This window comes from Streptosporangium jomthongense, from assembly GCF_042650425.1.
Classification (GTDB): Bacteria; Actinomycetota; Actinomycetes; order Streptosporangiales; family Streptosporangiaceae; genus Streptosporangium.
On the sequence record NZ_JBHSBC010000032.1, the window covers coordinates 189,383 to 208,038 of the forward strand.

Genomic DNA, 18,656 nt, shown 5'->3' on the forward strand with positions numbered 1-18,656 from the left:
TCGTCACTTCGTCGCTGCGCTCCTGCGTTCCTCAGTCCAAGCACCGACGCGCCCAAGCCGACACTCCTCACACTTGGGGCCGGGAAAGCCAAGATCAAACCCTTCGGAAGCGGCGTCCCGGTGTCCGGGTGGAACTCTTCACGCTTGGGGTCGGGGCGTCCGGGAAGGCGGAATGAGAGAGAGGCGCCTCGCGCCCCCTGCTCCCGTGTGGGGGTGGTCGCCTGTGTCGTCGGCTGGGTGGGATCGGGGGCTCCCCGCGTAGGCGCGATGGGTGCCAAAAGTTCATTTTTCGTGTGTTGGTTGGTTGCCGTCATGGGATGGGGCGCTTCGCCGGAGGGCTTAAAGATCTTGGGTGAGACGGGTCATCATGCCCGGGAATGAGCCTCCTGGAGGTTCACCGAAAGGCCAACGGCGGCCGAATCCGGAGCGGTTAAATCTGTTTGGAGCCGAAAGAGAGGGAGAAGGCGGACGGCTTTCTCACAATTGAGAAACAGGAGACCGGAGCCTACGGCAATGGCCTTCACCTGGCGGTTCCCCGAGAGGCCGCCCCACGGGCACGACCGCTGCGGACGGGCCGACGGACACGTCTCCGGGTTTCCATGAACGGCACGAGCAGCCGACAAGTCGGGCTTTGACCTCGCCGTCGACCACCATCCCCGCGGTGGCAAAATGTCATGGCTTGTCCCTTATAGGCGGGTGACACTTATCGCCGAATGGGCGGGGTCCGCCGACGCGAATCCCCATAGAACGCCCCGCCGTCCACGGACCGGCCGGAACGTTCCCACCACCCGGCTACCGGCCGGAACCGGCGACGGCCCGGCCGGACGGGTTCGAACCCACAGGCCGGTGCGACGCGCGACAGCGGAGATCCACCCGGTTCGAACGCCGGGCCCATCCCGACCGGGATCACCTCAATCCCCCACCGGCCAGGCCGGGCCCGGAGCGCGAATCCCGCACACGCGCCGTGACCCCGCCCCTTCCCCGTCCGGGCCGAGATCTCCGTTCCGGAGCCGGGTTCCATTCTCCGAGCGTTATGGCCGCCGCGCCGCCGTCCGCGCACGGACCGGGCGCAGCGCGCCAAGCCGGGGAGGCGATATGGGCCCCGACCTCCCGCCCCTTGGACGCGCCCCGTCGCACATGCGCAGCGTGGACGGGTGGCGACGGAGGGTTCCGAGGGTCGTTACTTACCGTTTGCCTTGACATACGAAAATGCTATGCCTTTACGAGGCTTGTCAATCTATCTGTTGCATGTCACCTTTAGTGCAGCCCTGGCCGGCCACGGGCTCCTGCTAGTCCCTTCCCCCCTTTGTGGGACTTGTGAGAGGAGTCATCCGTAGTGAGGTCCAAGACAAGGTTGGGGGGCGTCGCCGTACTGGCGGCAGCCGCCCTGGCCACATCCGCGCTCACGAGCGCGACCGGCGCGTACGCCCAGCCGAACGGCACCGGCCCTTCGGCCACCGCGAACTCCGATGGCGCCTACGCCCCGCCGGACGCCCAGAGCAGTGAGCGTGCGATCGCCACCGCGGACAGGGCGCTGGTGGCGCAGTCCCAGGCACTGCACAAGGCTCCGGAAGACAGCTTCGTCCGCGAGAAGACCGTCGTGGGCACCTTCGGCCTCCAGTACGTGCACTACAAGCGCAGCTACCGGGGCCTTCCCGTCTACGGCGGTGACGTGATCGTCGCCACCGACCGGACGGGCGAGCAGGCACGGGACGTCGTCTCCGGGCAGCAGGCCACGCTCAACCTGGACACCACCCCCGTCGTCAGCGCGGACGCGGCTGCGGCCACCGCCCGCGGCCAGCTCACCACCGTCGCGACCGCCTCCGCGCCGGTGCTCGTCGTCCACGCGGCGACCGAGACCCCGGCGCTGGCCTGGGAGGTCGGGGTAACCGGACGCTCGGACAACGCCGAGAGTGTTCTCCACGTGTACGTCGACGCGCGCACCGGCGCCGTCATCGACAAGGTGGACGAGGTCAAGGAGGGAACCGGCAACAGCTACTACAACGGCAACCCGGTCACCATCCAGACCTCGGGCTCGGGTGGCTCCTACTCCATGACCGACGGCACCAGGCCCGGCCTGAAGTGTGGCGGTCAGAGCGGCTCCGCCTACACCAAGAGCTCCGACTCCTGGGGCAACGGCTCCGGCACCAACCTTGAGACCGCCTGCGTCGACGCCCTCTACGCGGCCCAGAAGGAATGGGACCTGCTGAGGAACTGGCTCGGCCGCAACGGCTTCAACGGCAGCGGCGGCGCCTTCCCTGCTCGCGTCGGCCTGAACCAGGTCAACGCCTTCTGGAACGGCTCCTACACCAACTTCGGCCACAACCAGTCGAACAGCAGGCAGGCCACTCCGATCGACGTGGTCGCCCACGAGTACGGCCACGCCATCTTCCAGTTCTCCGGTTCCGGCGGCTCCGGCAGCGGTAACGAGGCCGGCGGCCTGAACGAGTCCACCGGTGACATCTTCGGAGCCCTCACCGAGGCCTACGCCAACAACGCCTACGACCCGCCGGACTACACCGTCGGTGAGGAGGTCGACCTGGTCGGCAGCGGCCCGATCCGCTACATGTACAAGCCGAGCACCAACGGTGACCCCAACTGCTACAGCTCCTCCATCCCCAGCACCGAGGTGCACAAGGCCGCAGGCCCGCAGAACCACTGGTTCTACCTGCTCGCCGAGGGCACCAACCCCGGTGGCGGCAAGCCCGCGAGCCCGGTCTGCTCCGGCCCGTCGAGCCTGACCGGCATCGGCGTCCAGAAGGCCGGACGGATCTTCCAGGGCGGCCTCAACCTCAAGACCATCCCCTGGACGCACGGCAAGGCGCGCGTGGCGACCCTGAAGGCCGCCAAGTCCCTCTACACCTGCGCCGAGTTCAACGCGGTCAAGGCCGCCTGGAGCGCGATCAACGTCGGCGCGCAGAGTGGTGAGCCCACCTGCCCGTGACAGGCACCGGATGTGTGCGGTGGTGATCCCGCCGGCACGCGCGAGGCCCGTCGGCTCCCGTCATCGGGCAAACCCCCGGCACCCTCATCGGCGAATCGCCTCAGGGCGAAAGCCGCCGCCGGCTCGGTGACGGCGTGTGGACCCGGTTGGACGGCACGTATGGGTGACAACCCGCACCGTCACTCATAGGACCGTCCCCGGGGCCGCGTTCTCCCCTGAGAACGCCGGATGGCCCGGACCACACCAGGTCCGGGCCATCTTCCATGCCGGGGTGGACCGCCCTCACCCAGGAGGGTCAGGCCACGTCGAGATGGGCGCTGGGCGGGGCGGACTCCAGCCAGGCGACGAAGCCGGTCAAGGCCCGGTACCCCATCGCGAGCTCGAACGCCACACGCTCGTTGCGGCACTCCAGCGCCGTCACACCTTCGATGAAGCCGTAGAACTCGTCCGACCCGATCCTGCGTCGTCCAGAAATGACAAGGCCGCGCCTCACGATCACGTGGCGCGGCCTTGGAAGCAGACCTATGAGCGGAATCCAGTTGAGGTGACCGTCGGCGTAGCGGGCCACACCGACCCGCCAGCCTCGTTCTCCCGACATCGGACGCAGGCAACACAGCACCGAACCCCGAGATCGGGTCAGGATCAGCACGCGGGAGGCGAGGAGGGCGGCCAGCAGCGCCACGACGATGAGTACGTCCAGCACCACCATGTCCCCGCCCCCAACAACCGATACCGCGCTCAGAAGCAGAATTTATCCGACTTCTTCGCCCGCCGCGCGCAACCTTGCCCTGGCGCGCTTGACCTCGATCGCGGCGTCGGCGTCCTCCTGGTTGGCATCGATGGATGCCTGGGCCCGCTGGAGGGCGTCCTTGGCGGCGGCGACGTCCACCTCGGAGCCGAGTTCGGCCAGCTCGGCCAGGATCGACACCTCGTTGTCCGCCACCGAGAGGAAACCTCCGTGGACCGCGGCGACGAGGTCGGGCTCGCCACCGCCGCGCTTGACCGTCAGCACGCCGCCCTCAACGAGGACGCCGAGCACGGGCGCGTGCTTAGGCATGATACCGATCTCGCCGTCAATGGTCTTGGCAATCACCATGTCGGCCTCGCCCGACCAGATCTCACGCTCCGGCGAGACAACGCCTACTCGCAGCTTCGCCACTTTCCTGAGTTCCTTTCGAACCAGGCACCGGTACGGCCGGGCCGTACCGGTGCCGATGGCGACTAGCGGGCGAGTTCCTTGGCCTTGGCGATGGCCTGCTCGATGCCACCGACCATGAAGAACGCCTGCTCGGGCAGGTGGTCGTACTCACCGGCGCACAGACCCTTGAACGAGGCGATCGTCTCGTCCAGCGGCACGAACTCACCCGGCTGACCGGTGAACGCCTCGGCGGCGTACATCGGGTGCGACAGGAAGCGCTCGATACGGCGGGCCCGGTTGACGGTGACCTTGTCCTCTTCGGAGAGCTCGTCGATACCCAGGATCGCGATGATGTCCTGCAGTTCCTTGTACTTCTGCAGAATCCGCTTGGTCTCCTGGGCCACGCGGTAGTGCTCCTCGCCGAGGATCAGCGGGTCGAGGATCCGCGAGGTGGAGTCGAGCGGGTCCACCGCGGGGTAGATGCCCTTCTCCGAGATCGGCCGGGACAGAACGGTCTGCGCGTCGAGGTGCGCGAACGCGTTGTGCGGGGCCGGGTCGGTGATGTCGTCCGCGGGGACGTAGATCGCCTGCATCGAGGTGATCGAGTGACCGCGGGTCGAGGTGATGCGCTCCTGGAGAACACCCATCTCGTCGGCCAGGGTCGGCTGGTAACCCACCGCGGACGGCATACGGCCGAGCAGGGTGGAGACCTCGGAACCGGCCTGGGTGAACCGGAAGATGTTGTCGATGAACAGAAGCACGTCCTGCTTCTGCACGTCACGGAAGTACTCCGCCATGGTGAGGGCGGAGAGCGCGACGCGCAGACGGGTGCCCGGGGGCTCGTCCATCTGGCCGAAGACGAGGGCGGTGTCCTTGAGGACGTTCGCCTCCTCCATCTCCAGCCAGAGGTCGTTGCCCTCACGGGTGCGCTCGCCGACGCCCGCGAACACCGAGGTGCCCGAGAACTTCAGCGCGACTCGGCGGATCATCTCCTGGATCAGAACGGTCTTGCCGACACCGGCGCCACCGAACAGACCGATCTTTCCACCCTTGACGTACGGGGTGAGCAGGTCGATGACCTTGATGCCGGTGGGCAGCATCTCGGTGCGCGACTCAAGGGAGTCGAAGGAGGGCGAGGGGCGGTGGATGCCCCAGCGCTCCTCGATCTTCAGCGACGCGGTCGGCACGTCCAGGGACTCGCCCAGGGTGCTCCACACGTGGCCCTTGACGACGTCGCCGACCGGCACGGAGATCGCGGCACCGGTGTCGGTCACCGGAGCGCCACGGGTCACACCGTCGGTGGGCTGCATGGAGATGGCGCGGACCAGGTTGTCACCCAGGTGCTGGGCGACCTCCAGGGTCAGGGTCTTGGTCTCCCCCGCGAGGAGGACGTCGACCTTCAGCGCGTTGTAGATATCGGGCATCGCCTCGACGGGGAACTCCACGTCGACGACGGGACCGGTGACCCGCGCGACGCGGCCCACGCCGGTCTCAACAGTCTGTGCAGTCATTTCACTCTTTCCCCGCTGCGGCGTCAGCCAGCGCGTTGGCGCCACCGACGATCTCGCTGATTTCCTGGGTGATCTCGGCCTGGCGAGCCTGGTTCATCTGCATGGTGAACACACGGATCAGCTCGTTGGCGTTGTCGGTCGCCGACTTCATGGCCCGGCGACGCGAGGCGTGCTCGGAGGCGGCCGACTGGAGCAGCGCGCTGAAGATACGCGATTCCACGTAACGCGGCAGCAGCGTGTCGAGCACGGCGCCCGCGGTGGGCTCGAACTCGAAGTACGGCAGCGGCGTCTCCGGCTTCGCGGTGGTCTCCTCGATCTCAAGCGGGAGAATCCGCCTGACCGCGACCTCCTGCGTGAGCATCGAGACGAACCCGGTCGAGACGATGTGGATCTCGTCCACCCCGTCCTGCGCCGAGAACGCCTCGATCAGCGTGTCCGCGATCTGCTTGGCGTGGGTGTAGGACGGGTTGTCGGAGAAGCCGTCCCACTTCCCGCCCATCTCGCGGCCGCGGAAGGTGTGCCAGGCGATGCCCTTACGACCGACCACGAAGGGAACCGGCGTGATGCCCTTGCCCTTCAGCAGCGTGCCGAGGGCCTCGGCCTCACGCAGGATGTTGGCGTTGAAGCCACCGCAGAACCCGCGGTCACTGGTGACGATGAGCACGGCCGCCTTGGCGGGCCGCTCCTTCGACACCGTCAGCGGGTGGTCGACGCTGCTGGTGTTGCTGACGACGCCCGTGACGGCGCGGGTGATCTCACGCTCGTACGGCACGGCCGCCTGCATACGCTGCTGCGCCTTGACGATGCGCGACGAGGCGATGAGCTCCTGGGCGCGGGTGATCTTCGCCGTGGACCTGACCGACTTGATCCGCCGCCGCAGCAGTCTTAGCTGGGCACCCATCGGCTACTTCTTCTCGGCAGAGCGGACGTGCTTGGTGATCTTCTCCTGGCCGACCTCGTCCGCGGACAGCGCGGCGACCGGCTCCTCGTTGACCAGCAGCTCGCCCGACGAGGTCTCGAAGGTCTTCTTGAACTCGGTGATGCCGTCCTTGAGGGCGGTCACCGTGTCGTCGGAGAGGTCCTTCGTCTCGCGGATGCTGTCGAAGACGCCCTTCTTCTCCCTGGCGACGTAGTCCAGGAACTCCGCCTCGAAGCGGCGGATGTCCTCGACGGGGACGTCGTCCAGCTCGCCCGTGGTGCCGGCCCAGACCGAGACGACCTGCTTCTCGATGGGGAAGGGGGCGTACTGCGGCTGCTTGAGCAGCTCGACCAGGCGCTGGCCGCGCTCCAGCTGGGCGCGGGAGGCCGCGTCCAGGTCGGAGGCGAAGGAGGCGAAGGCCTCCAGGTCACGGAACTGCGACAGCGACAGACGCAGCGTGCCCGCGACCTTGCGCATCGCCTTGATCTGCGCGGAGCCACCGACTCGGGAGACGGAGACACCGACGTTGATGGCCGGACGCACACCCGAGTTGAACAGGTCGGTCTCAAGGAAGCACTGACCGTCGGTGATGGAGATGACGTTGGTCGGGATGAACGCCGAGACGTCGTTGCCCTTGGTCTCGATGATCGGCAGACCGGTCATCGAGCCCGCGCCCATCTCCTTCGACAGCTTCGCGCAGCGCTCCAGCAGACGGGAGTGCAAGTAGAAGACGTCGCCGGGGAAGGCCTCACGGCCCGGCGGGCGGCGCAGCAGCAGGGAGACGGCGCGGTAGGCGTCGGCCTGCTTGGTCAGGTCGTCGAAGACGATGAGGACGTGCTTGCCCTGGTACATCCAGTGCTGGCCGATGGCCGAGCCGGTGTAGGGGGCGAGGTACTTGTAACCGGCGGGGTCGGAGGCCGGGGCGGCGACGATGGTGGTGTACTCCATCGCGCCCGCCTCCTCAAGGCGGCCCTTGACCTGCGCGATCGTGGAGCCCTTCTGGCCGACGGCGACGTAGACGCAGCGAACCTGCTTCTCGGGGTCGCCGGAGAGCCAGTTCTCCCGCTGGTTGAGGATGGTGTCCACGGCGATGGCGGTCTTGCCGGTGCCACGGTCACCGATGATCAGCTGACGCTGGCCGCGGCCGATCGGCGTCATGGCGTCAACCGCCTTGAGGCCGGTCTGCAGCGGCTCCTTGACCGGCTGGCGCTGAACGACCGACGGGGCCTGGAGCTCAAGGGCGCGCAGGCCCTCGGACTCGATGGCACCCTTGCCGTCCAGCGGAACACCCAGCGGGTCGACCACTCGGCCGAGGAAGGAGTCGCCGACCGGCACGGACAGGACCTCGCCCGTCCTGCGGACCGACTGGCCCTCCTCGATCTTGCTGAAGTCGCCCAGAACAACGACACCGATCTCCCGGACGTCCAGGTTCAGTGCCAGGCCGCGCGTACCGTCCTCGAACTCAAGCAGCTCGTTCGCCATCGCCGAGGGAAGGCCGGAGACATGGGCGATACCGTCGCCGCAGTCGACGACGGTCCCGATCTCCTCGCGCGCGGCGCCTTCCGGCTCGTACGCCTGGACGAAGCGCTCAAGCGCGTCCCGGATCTCGTCCGGCCGGATCGTAAGCTCCGCCATCTCTCTTCAGTCTCCCTATTCGCCTAGCCGGCCAACCGGCGGCGGACTTCTTCGATTCGTCCCGCGATCGTGGTGTCGATGAGGTCGTCCCCGATCCGCACCGAGAACCCTCCGAGCACTCGCGGGTCCACCTCGACGTTCAGGTGAACGTCGCGGCCGTACGAGGTGCGGAGCCACGTGGCGAGACGCCGCTTCTGCTCCTCGGAAAGCTCGACCGCGCTGCGCACCACCGCGACGAGGCGCTGCCTCTGGGCGGCGACCAGGCTGCCGAACTCGTCCAGCCCTCTGTCCAGGCTACGTCCTCGCGGATGCAGCACAAGCTGCGTGACCAGACGGAGCGTGGTGGGGGCGACCTTGCCGTCGAGCAGGGAGCCGAGCAGCTCCTGCTTGGCCTGTCCGGTGACGGCGGGGTCGGCCAGGACGCGCTGCAGGTCCAGGTTCGAGGCGACGATGCGCCCGAACCTGAACAGTTCGTCCTCGACGTCGTCGAGCTTGCTCTGTGCCTCGGCCTCGGCCGAGGCGGCGACGACGCCGAGCCGCTCAAGGGCGTCGGCCAGGTCTCCGGAGCCGGACCACCTGACGGAGACGGCCTGGATGACCGTCTCCAGGGCGGCACCGCTGACCTTGCCCTCCAGCAGAACCCGTACGGCCTGGGCCTTCTGGGACGCCGGGCGGGCCGGGTCGGACATATAGCGCCGGAGCCCGTGCTCACGGTCGAACAGGTCGGCGACCGCGAAAAGCTCGTCGGCCAGCGAGCCGAGGTCGGCGCTTCCCGCGACGGCGTTGAAGCGCTCTTCGACCTCGGCCAGCGAAGCCCTGCTCAGACCTCGCATCAGCGAACCGCCGCGCTGCTGCCGGCCTCAAGCTCCTCAAGGAACCGGTCGACGGTACGGCGCTGGCGCGCCTCGTCCTGGAGGGACTCACCGACGATACGACCGGCGAGGTCGACCGACAGGCGGCCGATCTCCGTGCGAAGCTGGGCGAACGCCTGCTGGCGGTCGGCCTCGATCTGGGCGTGCGCGGCCTCGATGAGACGACGGGCCTCGGCCTGCGCCTCCTCGCGGAGCTCGGCCTTGATCTGCGCGCCCTGCTCCCGGGCCTCTTCACGCAGGCGGGACGCCTCGTGACGAGCCTCGGCCAGCTGGTCGCGGTACTGCTTGAGGGCCCGCTGCGCCTCTTCCTGAGCGTCAGCGGCTCGCTTCAGGCCGCCCTCGATCGCGTCGACGCGCTCGGCCAGGGTCTTCTGGATACGGGGAACCAGGAGACGCCCGACGATGAAGAGGACGACCAGGAACGCGAACCCGCCGACGACCATCTCGGCCACGTTGGGCACAAGCGGATTGCTTGCTTCCTCTGCCGCTAGGAGATACATGGGTGCTGCCTTCCGTCAGAGCGGGGTGGTGTTTCTCAGGTCCGGAAGACGAACGCGAGCGCGATACCGATCAGCGCGAGCGCCTCGGCGAACACGAAGCCCAGGATCATGTTCTGGCGGATCAGGCCGTAGGCCTCGGGCTGGCGGGCGATGGCCTGCACACCCTGACCGAAGATGATGCCGATGCCGACACCGGGGCCGATCGCTGCGAGGCCGTAGCCGATGGAACCGAGGTTGCCGGTCACTTCGGCGAGCAGACCACTCATTGGTTGGTTTCCTTTTCTATCGACCAGTGGAGTGTCCACCGGGGTTCTCTGGCGGTGAGAGGGAAAAGTCTTAGTGCGCGGCGTGCAGGGCGTCGTTGATGAACATGGCGGTCAGCAACGCGAACACGTAGGCCTGCAGCGCCTGGATGAACAACTCGAAGGCCGTCAGCAGGAGCGTCATGACGACGCCGAGCACGCCGACCGGAGCCCCAAGCGGGGTCAGCTGGACGAACAGGAAGTGCCAGCCGACCTCGGAGAACAGGCCGATGATCAGGTGACCGGCCATCATGGTGGCGAACAACCGGATCGCGTGCGTGATGTGGCGCAGGAAGAACGTGGAGACGAGCTCGATCGGCGCGACCAGGAAGTAGATCCAGGTCGGCAGGCCGGGAGGGAACATCACGTTCGTGAAGAACTTGATGGGGCCCTGGTTCTTGATGCCCAGGTACATCACCAGCACCCACACCCCGATCGCGAGGACCGCGGGGTAACCGATGCGTGACATCACCGGGAACTGGATGAAGATGATGGAGCCGAACAGGTTCATGATCCACACGAAGAGGAACATGGTGAACAGCAGCGGCATCCACCGGTCGCTGTCCTTGCCGAGGTTCGGCCTGGCGATCTGCTCGCGGACGAACTCGTAGGCGAGTTCGCCGACGTTCTGCACGCCCCTGGGCACCAGCTTGGGCCGGGAGAAGGCGGCGAAGGCGAAGGCTATGACCAGCAATCCGCCGATGAAGGCGAGGAGAGCGGGCTTGTTGAACCAGGCCTGACCTTCGACGAGCGGCGGCCAGTCGAATATGCCGAGCCCCGGAGCATGGAACTCCTCGGAGGCGAGAGGCGTCAGCGCGGCGCTCACTCGGCGTTCCCTTCGTCGTGATGATTGGTCAAGAGGGTGTCATCCGGCTGCCGCGCCGTATGCAGGCCGGCCGGACGAGGAGGGTGAAGATGGTGAGGAGACCAGGGCTCGATGGCTCCGAAGGACGTTCCTCTACCTTCGTCTATCGCGATGTTTATCGCGCACGCGACAATAGCAGGCGGGGCTCTGACTAGTCATACCGGGCCAGCCTCCAGGGTTCTCTCTCCCGGGAGGGCCGACCGTGACCGGTCCCGCCTCGTCTGCCATGACGAGCTTAGGGGACGGGCTGTGAAGATCGCGACTTGTCATCGCTTGCTCCCGAACTGGCCGGGCACCGTCGCGTCGGGGTCGACGTAGAGGATCCGGAGTTTCAGGAAGCCGCGTGCCTCACCGGCCGTCCAGCAGATCGTGCACGCGATGACCGTCAGGGCGAAGGCCATCGGGCTCCACACGGTGGTGTCCTCGAAGGCGGTCAGCAGCACCACCAGCGCGAGGATCTTGGTGAAGAAGACGCCCATCGCGGCGGCCATCATCATCGTGGGCGAGATCCGGGCCGCGTAGACGACGGCCAGCAGGCCGATCGTGAAGAAGGCGCCGACCACGAGGACGCCTATGCCCGCTCCCAGTGCCCCCTTGCCGCCCGAGAGGACCGCGGAGACGACAACGGCGACCAGCCCCAGTAGCGCCGTGGGGATCGCGGCGGCTTTGAGAACTTGGAGATCGTTGGCCTGCATCGGTGCTCCAGGTACGGTTATCAAGCGAGCAATTGCTACGGCGCAGGATGCGTTCATGACGCCTGCCTGCTAGTGAAAGCTATCACAAGCTCTCGAAGGCCGCCTTTACCTGCCGTTTCAAGTAAACGATCAAGAAGTGTCCGGCGGCCGGACCCGGCACGACCCGGCGCCCTCCGGAACGACCGGCGCGCCTTCCACGGGAAAGCGGCATTCGGCCGCACCGGGTCGCCGGCACCCCTGACGGCTCACCCGACCCCTGCGGACCGGTGGATACAGGCCACCGACCCCGGCGAACGAGCATACCCTTTTCCGCTCCCCGCGGTTCGCAATCGATTTCGCCGCACCATTAACCAGGGAAAAAGAACTGTTTTCCCTCAATGCCTCTCATGCGCCAAATCAAACGAATACGAACTCTGCCTGACCGGGATCGAACACGGCCTTCCGAGCCCGGAGTAAAGCGGCACCCGAATCAGGGATTCGTTATACGGAGTCATGACCTTACCCCGGATTTCACCGTGGACGTCGGCGCCGGCCCCTCAACGCCCCCGCGACGTACGGCACCGCCCACCTCTGATCAGCGATCTCTCCACGGAGCCCCCCACCCCCGTCATGAGGAGCGACTCACGCTCCCGGAGGGGGCCGTCCCGCCCGGACCGGACGACGGCACCGAAGAACGCATCCGAATTGCGGCTTTCATACCTCTCATCGACCCCACGCGGAGATCACTCCAGCAACAATTCAGACTTCGCATCGCATAGGACGACAATCCCATGCATCACCCTGCGGGGCGATCTCCCACCGAAGCACGATGAACTGACCGGCATTCATGAAGAAAGAGATCATTTCTCGGGGTTCGCTCTGTTTTTCCCCTACCGGGAATCCGTGTCCGATATCCCGCCACCGGACGTGTGCGGGAGGTCACCGCCGTTCCCGTCGCCGGGACGGCCGAGGCCCACGCCCGGCGTCCTCACAGGGGCATCACACGCCCGGGAAGGGGCACGGGGAGACACCGGCCCCAGCCGTACAGTGACGGATCACACACCGAACGACCTCAGGGCAGCGTCTCCGGGTTGGAGAAACCGGGTCCGGGGAGCGCCGACAGCACAGCCGTGTCCTCTCCCACACCGGGCACCTGAGGGGCGGGCGGATAGGCCACCGGTGCTCCCAGGGCGGCCATGGGGGCGCCGGGAGGGCCGGGGGGATACGGAGGCTGAGCGGGGAACGGCGGTGCCGGCTGGACGGAGGACGGCTCCGCGTCCGAACGCACGTGGCGGCCGCCCCCCGCGTTCCTGCGCGCGCGCCAGCTGGGCAGCGCCATCACCACCAGCACCACGACCGCCAGCAGGAAGGTCAGCAGGAACAGCACAAGCGGGAGGCCCTCAACGGCCATCGCCACGACGGTGAAGGCGAACAGGATCGTCCAGGCGTACATGATCAGCACCGTGCGCCGGTGCGAGTGGCCGATGTCCAGCAGCCGGTGGTGCAGGTGGCCCCGGTCGGGCGCGAAAGGCGACAGACCGTTCGAGGTGCGCCGGATCACCGCCATGATCAGGTCGAGCAGCGGAAGCACCAGGATGGCGACGGGCACGAGCAGCGGCAGGATGACCGGGAAGCGGTTGATGGTGGTCGAGTCGAGCGGCGTGATGGTGATCATCGTGGAGGACAGGACCAGCCCGAGCAGCATCGCCCCGGTGTCACCCATGAAGATCTTCGCCGGATGGAAGTTGTGCGGCAGGAAGCCCAGGCAGACACCGATCAGCACCGAGGCGATGACCGCCGTGACGTTGATGCTGGTGTTGCCGTAGTAACTGGACAGGACGACGGAGTAGACCCAGGTGGCCATCGCGGCGATGCCGACGATCCCGGCGGCGAGCCCGTCGAGCCCGTCGACGAAGTTCACCGCGTTGATCGCGACGACCACGACCAGGATGGTGATCAACGGGCGGAGCGTCGAATCGAGACCGAACGGCCCGCCCATGGCGTTGGGCAGCGGAAGCCACGGCAGGGTGACGTCGAAGGCCACCAGGACGCCCGCGGCGCCGATCTGCCCGGCCAGCTTGACCAGCGCGCTCATCCCCCACCAGTCGTCGAGGAAGCCGGTGAGCGTGATCAGGCCGCCCGCCGCGATCAGCGCGATCGCGGTGTTGCCGCCGGCGAAGGTCTCCTCCCCCAGCTTGCCTCCCGCGTACGGCAGGCTGCTCGCGATCAGCAGGCCGGCGACGAGTCCGCCGTACATGGCAAGGCCGCCGAGTCTGGGGGTCGGGACGGTGTGCACGTCACGGTCACGGACCTCCGGCATCGCGCCGATGCGGATGGCGAACACGCGGACCAGTGGGACCAGCAGGTACGTGGCCGCCGCCGCGACCAGTGCCATGAGTAGGTATTCGCGCACGGACCTAGTTTCTCTGATAGTCGGGCCATCTGTGACCGAAAACCGTGACAGAACGCCTCATAGTTCCCTGGCATATGTCTGGTGGGCGTGTGCCAGCTCCCTCGCCCGCTCTCTGGTCTCCGCCACGGCGGCCGGGTCCTTGACGACCCGCGCCACCATCGAGGCGATCTCCTTCATCTCCTCGGCTCCCATCCCCTGGGTGGTGACGCAGGGGGTGCCGACCCGGATTCCCGAGGTCACCGTGGGTGGTTCCGGATCGTAGGGGATCGCGTTGCGGTTGAGCGTGATGCCCGCGGAGGCGCACCGCTGTTCGGCGAGGGCTCCGGAGATCCCTGTGTCCCGCAGGTCGACCAGGGCGAGATGGCTGTCGGTGCCCCCGGAGACGGGCCGCATGCCCTCGGCGGCCAGTCCGTCGGCCAACGTCTGGGCGTTGGCGACCACCTGACGGGCGTACTCGGCGAACTCGGGACTGAGCGCCTCCCCGAAGGCGACGGCCTTGGCCGCGATCGCGTGCATGAGCGGGCCGCCCTGGGTGAACGGGAAGACCGCACGGTCGATCCTGCCCGCCAGTTCCTCGGTGCACATGATCCCGCCGCCCCTCGGCCCGCGCAGCGCCTTGTGCGTGGTGAAGGTCACCACGTCCGCGTACGGCACGGCGGACGGCATGGCCCCTCCGGCCATCAGCCCCACGGTGTGCGCGATGTCGGCCAGCAGCCAGGCCCCGACCTCGTCCGCGATGCCCCTGAAGGCCGCGAAGTCGATCCGCCGCGGATAGGCCGTGGCACCACAGATGATCATCTTGGGCTGGTGCCGCAGCGCCAGTTCCCTGACCTCGTCGTAGTCGATCAGCTCGGTGTCCCTGCGCACGCCGTACGCCACGACACCGAACCAGCGGCCGGAGAAGTTGACCCGGGAGCCGTGGGTGAGGTGGCCGCCGTGCGGCAGCGCCATGGCCAGCACGGTGTCGCCCGGCTGGAGCAGCGCCGCGTAGGCCGCCAGGTTGGCAGAGGTGCCGGAGTGGGGTTGCACGTTGACGTGGTCCGCGCCGAACAGGCGTCTGGCCCGCTCGACCGCGAGGCGCTCGGCGCGGTCGACGACCTCGCACCCCGCGTAGTAACGCCTGCCGGGATAGCCCTCGGCGTACTTGTTGGTCAGCGTCGACCCGAGCGCGGCGAGCACGGCGGGCGAGGCGAAGTTCTCGCTGGCGATGAGCTGCACACCGTCCCGGACCCGTTCGAGCTCGTCGACGAGGACCTGCGCTATCTCGGGATCTTGTCTCTGCAGGAGGCCGAAGTCGGGCCCGTAGTACGGCTCAGCACCCATGGTTCACATCCCGGGGATGACGACTCACCCCACTGTATGCCTGTCCGCCGTCTACGCCCCACGCCAGGGGAGCGTTTCCCCGTGGGCGCAGGCCCGTGGGCGCCTCACGAGAAAGCGTGCGGTGCCCCCGCGTTGACGGGTATCCACCTGGGCGTGTCGGCCGCCTGATCACTGATGGAGGTCAGGATCGCCTGCCGGTAGAGGCCGAGCCGGGTGCGCCACTCGGCCATCTCCTCCACGTAGCGCCCGGAGACAGGGGCGTCCCAGACGTCCTTGCTCCTGGCCATCTGATAAGCCTTGTCCAGGCTTGAGGTCAGCGCGTCAAGCTCTGGCAGCACCTGCCGCCACATCATGACCAGCCGCTGGTAGTCGGGATTGAACTCCCAGGAAACGGCCATGTCCGGTGTGGGCAGCCCCGGGCTCCCGGAGACGGGCGGGGTCTCCCCCGGCTGCAACGGCTGTGGAGCGGGCGGATCGACGAACATCACAGACTCCTCACGTTCACTTCACCGCACCGGGACCGGACGGCGTGGACGGCCGTGACGGGTCCTCCCGCAGGACGGCCCCCCGCGAGTCACCCTGTCCGTCGCTCGTGGACTTCCACGTCCCTTCCTCCTCCCAGTCGTCGCCGTAGAACCCGCCGGCCCCTCCCTTGCCTCCGGCCTCATCGGCTTCCTTGGCCCACTGTGCGAGCACCCCGTCCTTCGGGTCCGCGGAGTGGGCCACCGGGTGAACGGACCCGGTGTTGATGATCGTCTTGTGAGCGCCGTCGGAGGCCGGATGGGTACCCGCCGCGTGGGTGTTCACCGCGTGCGTGCCCGTGGCATGGGTGCTCGTCCCAGGGCTTCCGGCCGCGTGGGTGTTCGCGGTGGTCGTGTGGGTGCCTGCCTGCTCCGTCGTACCGCCGTCGTAGAAGGCGCCGACGGCCTGGGTGCCCGTGTTCTGGGGGGCGGGGTCGAGGGCCTGCTCGACGGTGTCGGGGATGGGCAGGGCCGGTTTGGCCGACGGCAACGCTTCGTACGGATCCGCCTTGCCCGCCTGGTGGGAGTCGGCACCGCTGGGGCCGCTGTGCAGACCGGGGTTGCCGTCGTCTCCCTGCGGAAGGGAGCCCGCGTCTCCTGCCTGGAGGCCGGAGTCCTGCGGGGCCGTACCGCCCGGGTCCGGGTCGCCGTCCGCCGCGTCGAGAAGCGGGACGTCCTCTATGTGGTCGAGCAGCGTGTTGACCTGCTCCGCGGTGGGCGAGTCGAGGGGGATCTGCAGCACCTTCGCCCCGTCCACCTCCACGACCTTCGCCTTGCTTCCGCCGGCCTGGTCGACGTCGTCGGGATGGTCCTTCTGCGGGGTGTCGAGGATGTCGACCTTCCCGTCGCTTCTGGGCGAACGCTCGTCCCCCTTGGAACCGGCGTCGGGCTTGGCGTCCGAGGAGGAGTCGTCCCCGGCGTCCTCGTAGGACCCGTAGGGGGAATCTCCGTCCCTGGGAGACCGCTCGTCGCCCTTGGAACCGGCGTCAGGCTTGGCGTCCGACGAGGAGTCATAGGAAGAGCCACTCTCTCCCGAAGACCGCTCGTCGCTCTCCGAACCGGCGTCCTCGTAGGACCCGTAGGGAGAGTCCCCGTCCCTGGGAGACCGCTCGTCGCCCTTCGAACCGGCGTCAGGCTTGGCGTCCGACGAGGAATCACCCTCAGAGGACCCGTAGAAAGAGTCCTCCTCTCCGGAAGGCCGCTCGTCACCCTTCGAGCCGGCGTCCTCGTAGGACCCGTAGGGGGAATCCCCGTCCCTGGGAGACCGCTCGTCACCCTTGGAACCGGCATCGGGCTTGGCGTCGGGACCCGAATGGCCGCCTCTCGGCGAACGCTCGTCATCCTTGGAGGCGTTGTCCGGCTTCGTGTCGGAACGCTCGTCCCCCTTGGAACCCGCGTCGTGCTTGGTGTCGGGACCCGGATGCCCGTCCCTAGGAGACCGCTCGTCACCCTTGGAACCCGTGTCGTGCTTGGCATCCGGTTTCGCGTCAGGTTTGGCCTCGGGCTTGGTGTCGGGACCCGGATGCCCGTCCCTCGGAGACCGCTCATCACCCTTGGAACCCGCGTCGGGCTTGGCGTCGGAGTCCGTACGACCACCGGAAGAGGACGAATGCCCCTCTCTGGGGGAACGTTCGTCGCCCTTGGAGCCCGCGTCGGGCTTGGGGTCGGGTTTGGTGTCGGAGCCCGAGTGTCCGTCCTTCGGTCCCGCGTCCGGCTTGTGCTTCTGGTCGTCGTCCGGCCGTACGGCGGGCTTGAGATCCTCCGCCTTGGGGGCGGCCGGCTTCGCGTGATCCTTCGCGTCGGCGCCCTTGGCGTCCGTCTCCTTGGAGGCCTCGCCCCTGGCGTCCGCGACCCCGGACGTCTTCTCCTTGTGGTCTTCGGCCTTCTCTCCGCTCGACACCGGTTGTCCCGCCGGGGAGCCGCCCTCCTGCTTGACCCTCTTCTCCAGGAGTTCGACCCGGGAGGAGACGTCGCGGACCATGATGTCGCATGACTCCGCGACCTGGACGGGACGGTGCGTGGACTGCGCGGACAGCCCCGCGGCGCTCATCATGCGAGCGACCCGGCCCTCCGTCGTCCGCATGCGCTCCGCCGCCTGTCGGACCTCGGACAGCAGATCACGGACCAGCTTGGGGTCCATTCCGTCTAACTTGCCCATGGACGTCTCCCGGAAGTGTCGGCCACCTCAAGGTACCGGCGGGGCAGCCCGGCGTCACGATCATAATCAGACTGTATGGATCACGATATGGAGCGCGGATCCACCGTTCAGTCGCGGGAATCCGGCTTCGCCTCGGCCCCGGCTTCGGGCTTCGCCTCCGGCTCCGGGTCTGGCTTGACCTCCGGCTTCGGTGCCGCGTCCGGCTCGGAGTCCGGCTCAGGGTCCCCGTCCGTGGCCACGTAGCCGACCACGCCGCGCAGCCGTCCCACCGGGATGGCGCCCCTGCGCAGCAGCCTGGGCACCGCCGTGGTCAGGTCGAGGATCGTGGAGGGGATGTTGTCCTCGGTCGGGCCGCCGTCGAGGTAGACCCCGACGGAGTCGCCCAGCTGCGCCTCGGCCTCGGCGGCCGTGGTCGCCGCGGGGGCTCCGGAGCGGTTGGCGCTGGAGACCGCGAGCGGACCGGTCTGCTTGAGGAGTTCGAGGGCCAGGGGGTGCTGCGGCATCCTGATGGCCACGGTGCCCTTGGTGTCGCCCAGGTCCCAGGAAAGGGACCGGTTGGCGCGGCAGATCAGCGTGAGCGGGCCGGGCCAGAAGGCGTCGATGAGGTCCTGGCCGTACGGGCCGAGGCTGTCCACCAGGGCCGTGGCCGCGCGCACGGTTCCGACCAGCACCGGCGGGGGCATGTCGCGCCCGCGCCCCTTCGCCTCCAGCAGCTTCGTGACGGCCGGCGGGATGAAGGCGTCAACCCCGACCCCGTAGACGGTGTCGGTCGGGAAGACTATGAGCTCGTACTTCGGGATGGCTATTACCGCGTCGGCCAGCCCCATAGCCCGCTGATCAGGGTCTGAGCAGTCATAACGTCGACTCACGGCAAACCATCC

16 protein-coding genes are annotated in these 18,656 nt (G+C 67.8%); 1 reads left to right on the forward strand and 15 read right to left on the reverse strand.

Annotation, left to right across the window (positions count from 1 at the left end):
• Positions 1-1,336 precede the first annotated feature (1,336 nt).
• The gene (locus tag ACFOYY_RS26475) at positions 1,337-2,944 is read left to right on the forward strand and encodes a M4 family metallopeptidase (protein WP_352009647.1); all 1,608 of its coding nucleotides are present in this window, start codon (positions 1,337-1,339) and stop codon (positions 2,942-2,944) included.
• A gap of 295 nt (positions 2,945-3,239) precedes the next feature.
• On the opposite strand, the gene ACFOYY_RS26480 is transcribed toward ACFOYY_RS26475, so the two are convergent.
• The 15 genes from ACFOYY_RS26480 to ACFOYY_RS26550 all read right to left on the reverse strand — a co-directional run bounded on the left by ACFOYY_RS26480 (position 3,240) and on the right by ACFOYY_RS26550 (position 18,644).
• Positions 3,240-3,653 (reverse strand): DUF2550 domain-containing protein, encoded by a 414-nt coding sequence (locus ACFOYY_RS26480; protein WP_352009648.1) that lies wholly within the window; start codon positions 3,651-3,653, stop codon positions 3,240-3,242.
• 42 nt (positions 3,654-3,695) lie between these two features.
• Positions 3,696-4,103: a F0F1 ATP synthase subunit epsilon gene (locus ACFOYY_RS26485; RefSeq protein ID WP_352009649.1), complete on the reverse strand. Its 408-nt coding sequence runs from the start codon at positions 4,101-4,103 to the stop codon at positions 3,696-3,698.
• A gap of 62 nt (positions 4,104-4,165) precedes the next feature.
• Positions 4,166-5,593, reverse strand: coding sequence for a F0F1 ATP synthase subunit beta (atpD, locus tag ACFOYY_RS26490; RefSeq protein ID WP_352009650.1), 1,428 nt, complete (start codon positions 5,591-5,593; stop codon positions 4,166-4,168).
• A 1-nt stretch (position 5,594) separates the two neighbouring features.
• Entirely contained in the window at positions 5,595-6,494 is a 900-nt protein-coding gene (locus ACFOYY_RS26495) for a F0F1 ATP synthase subunit gamma (protein WP_352009651.1), read from the reverse strand.
• 3 nt (positions 6,495-6,497) lie between these two features.
• The gene (atpA, locus tag ACFOYY_RS26500; protein WP_352009652.1) at positions 6,498-8,147 is read right to left on the reverse strand and encodes a F0F1 ATP synthase subunit alpha; all 1,650 of its coding nucleotides are present in this window, start codon (positions 8,145-8,147) and stop codon (positions 6,498-6,500) included.
• 23 nt (positions 8,148-8,170) lie between these two features.
• The gene (locus ACFOYY_RS26505; RefSeq protein WP_352009653.1) at positions 8,171-8,980 is read right to left on the reverse strand and encodes a F0F1 ATP synthase subunit delta; all 810 of its coding nucleotides are present in this window, start codon (positions 8,978-8,980) and stop codon (positions 8,171-8,173) included.
• Positions 8,980-9,519: a F0F1 ATP synthase subunit B gene (locus ACFOYY_RS26510; RefSeq protein ID WP_352009654.1), complete on the reverse strand. Its 540-nt coding sequence runs from the start codon at positions 9,517-9,519 to the stop codon at positions 8,980-8,982. Before ACFOYY_RS26510 ends, ACFOYY_RS26505 begins: the two co-directional genes overlap by 1 nt.
• Before the next feature lie 35 nt (positions 9,520-9,554).
• The gene (gene atpE / locus ACFOYY_RS26515; protein WP_352009655.1) at positions 9,555-9,785 is read right to left on the reverse strand and encodes an ATP synthase F0 subunit C; all 231 of its coding nucleotides are present in this window, start codon (positions 9,783-9,785) and stop codon (positions 9,555-9,557) included.
• A gap of 70 nt (positions 9,786-9,855) precedes the next feature.
• A complete protein-coding gene (atpB, locus tag ACFOYY_RS26520) occupies positions 9,856-10,647 on the reverse strand; it encodes a F0F1 ATP synthase subunit A (protein ID WP_386193016.1) in 792 nt (263 codons plus the stop codon).
• 305 nt (positions 10,648-10,952) lie between these two features.
• Entirely contained in the window at positions 10,953-11,381 is a 429-nt protein-coding gene (locus tag ACFOYY_RS26525; RefSeq protein WP_352009657.1) for a hypothetical protein, read from the reverse strand.
• A gap of 1,051 nt (positions 11,382-12,432) precedes the next feature.
• Positions 12,433-13,773, reverse strand: a complete 1,341-nt coding sequence (locus ACFOYY_RS26530; protein WP_362909853.1) for an MraY family glycosyltransferase — start codon at positions 13,771-13,773, stop codon at positions 12,433-12,435.
• A gap of 57 nt (positions 13,774-13,830) precedes the next feature.
• Positions 13,831-15,096: a serine hydroxymethyltransferase gene (locus ACFOYY_RS26535; protein ID WP_352009659.1), complete on the reverse strand. Its 1,266-nt coding sequence runs from the start codon at positions 15,094-15,096 to the stop codon at positions 13,831-13,833.
• A 104-nt stretch (positions 15,097-15,200) separates the two neighbouring features.
• Positions 15,201-15,581, reverse strand: coding sequence for a hypothetical protein (locus ACFOYY_RS26540; RefSeq protein WP_352009660.1), 381 nt, complete (start codon positions 15,579-15,581; stop codon positions 15,201-15,203).
• Positions 15,582-15,597: 16 nt separating this feature from the next.
• Complete coding sequence (locus ACFOYY_RS26545) at positions 15,598-17,775, reverse strand: hypothetical protein (RefSeq protein ID WP_386193021.1); 2,178 nt, start codon at positions 17,773-17,775, stop codon at positions 15,598-15,600.
• Between the two features lie 107 nt (positions 17,776-17,882).
• On the reverse strand, positions 17,883-18,644 hold the full coding sequence (locus ACFOYY_RS26550; protein ID WP_386193024.1) for an L-threonylcarbamoyladenylate synthase: 762 nt from the start codon (positions 18,642-18,644) through the stop codon (positions 17,883-17,885).
• Positions 18,645-18,656 lie beyond the last annotated feature (12 nt).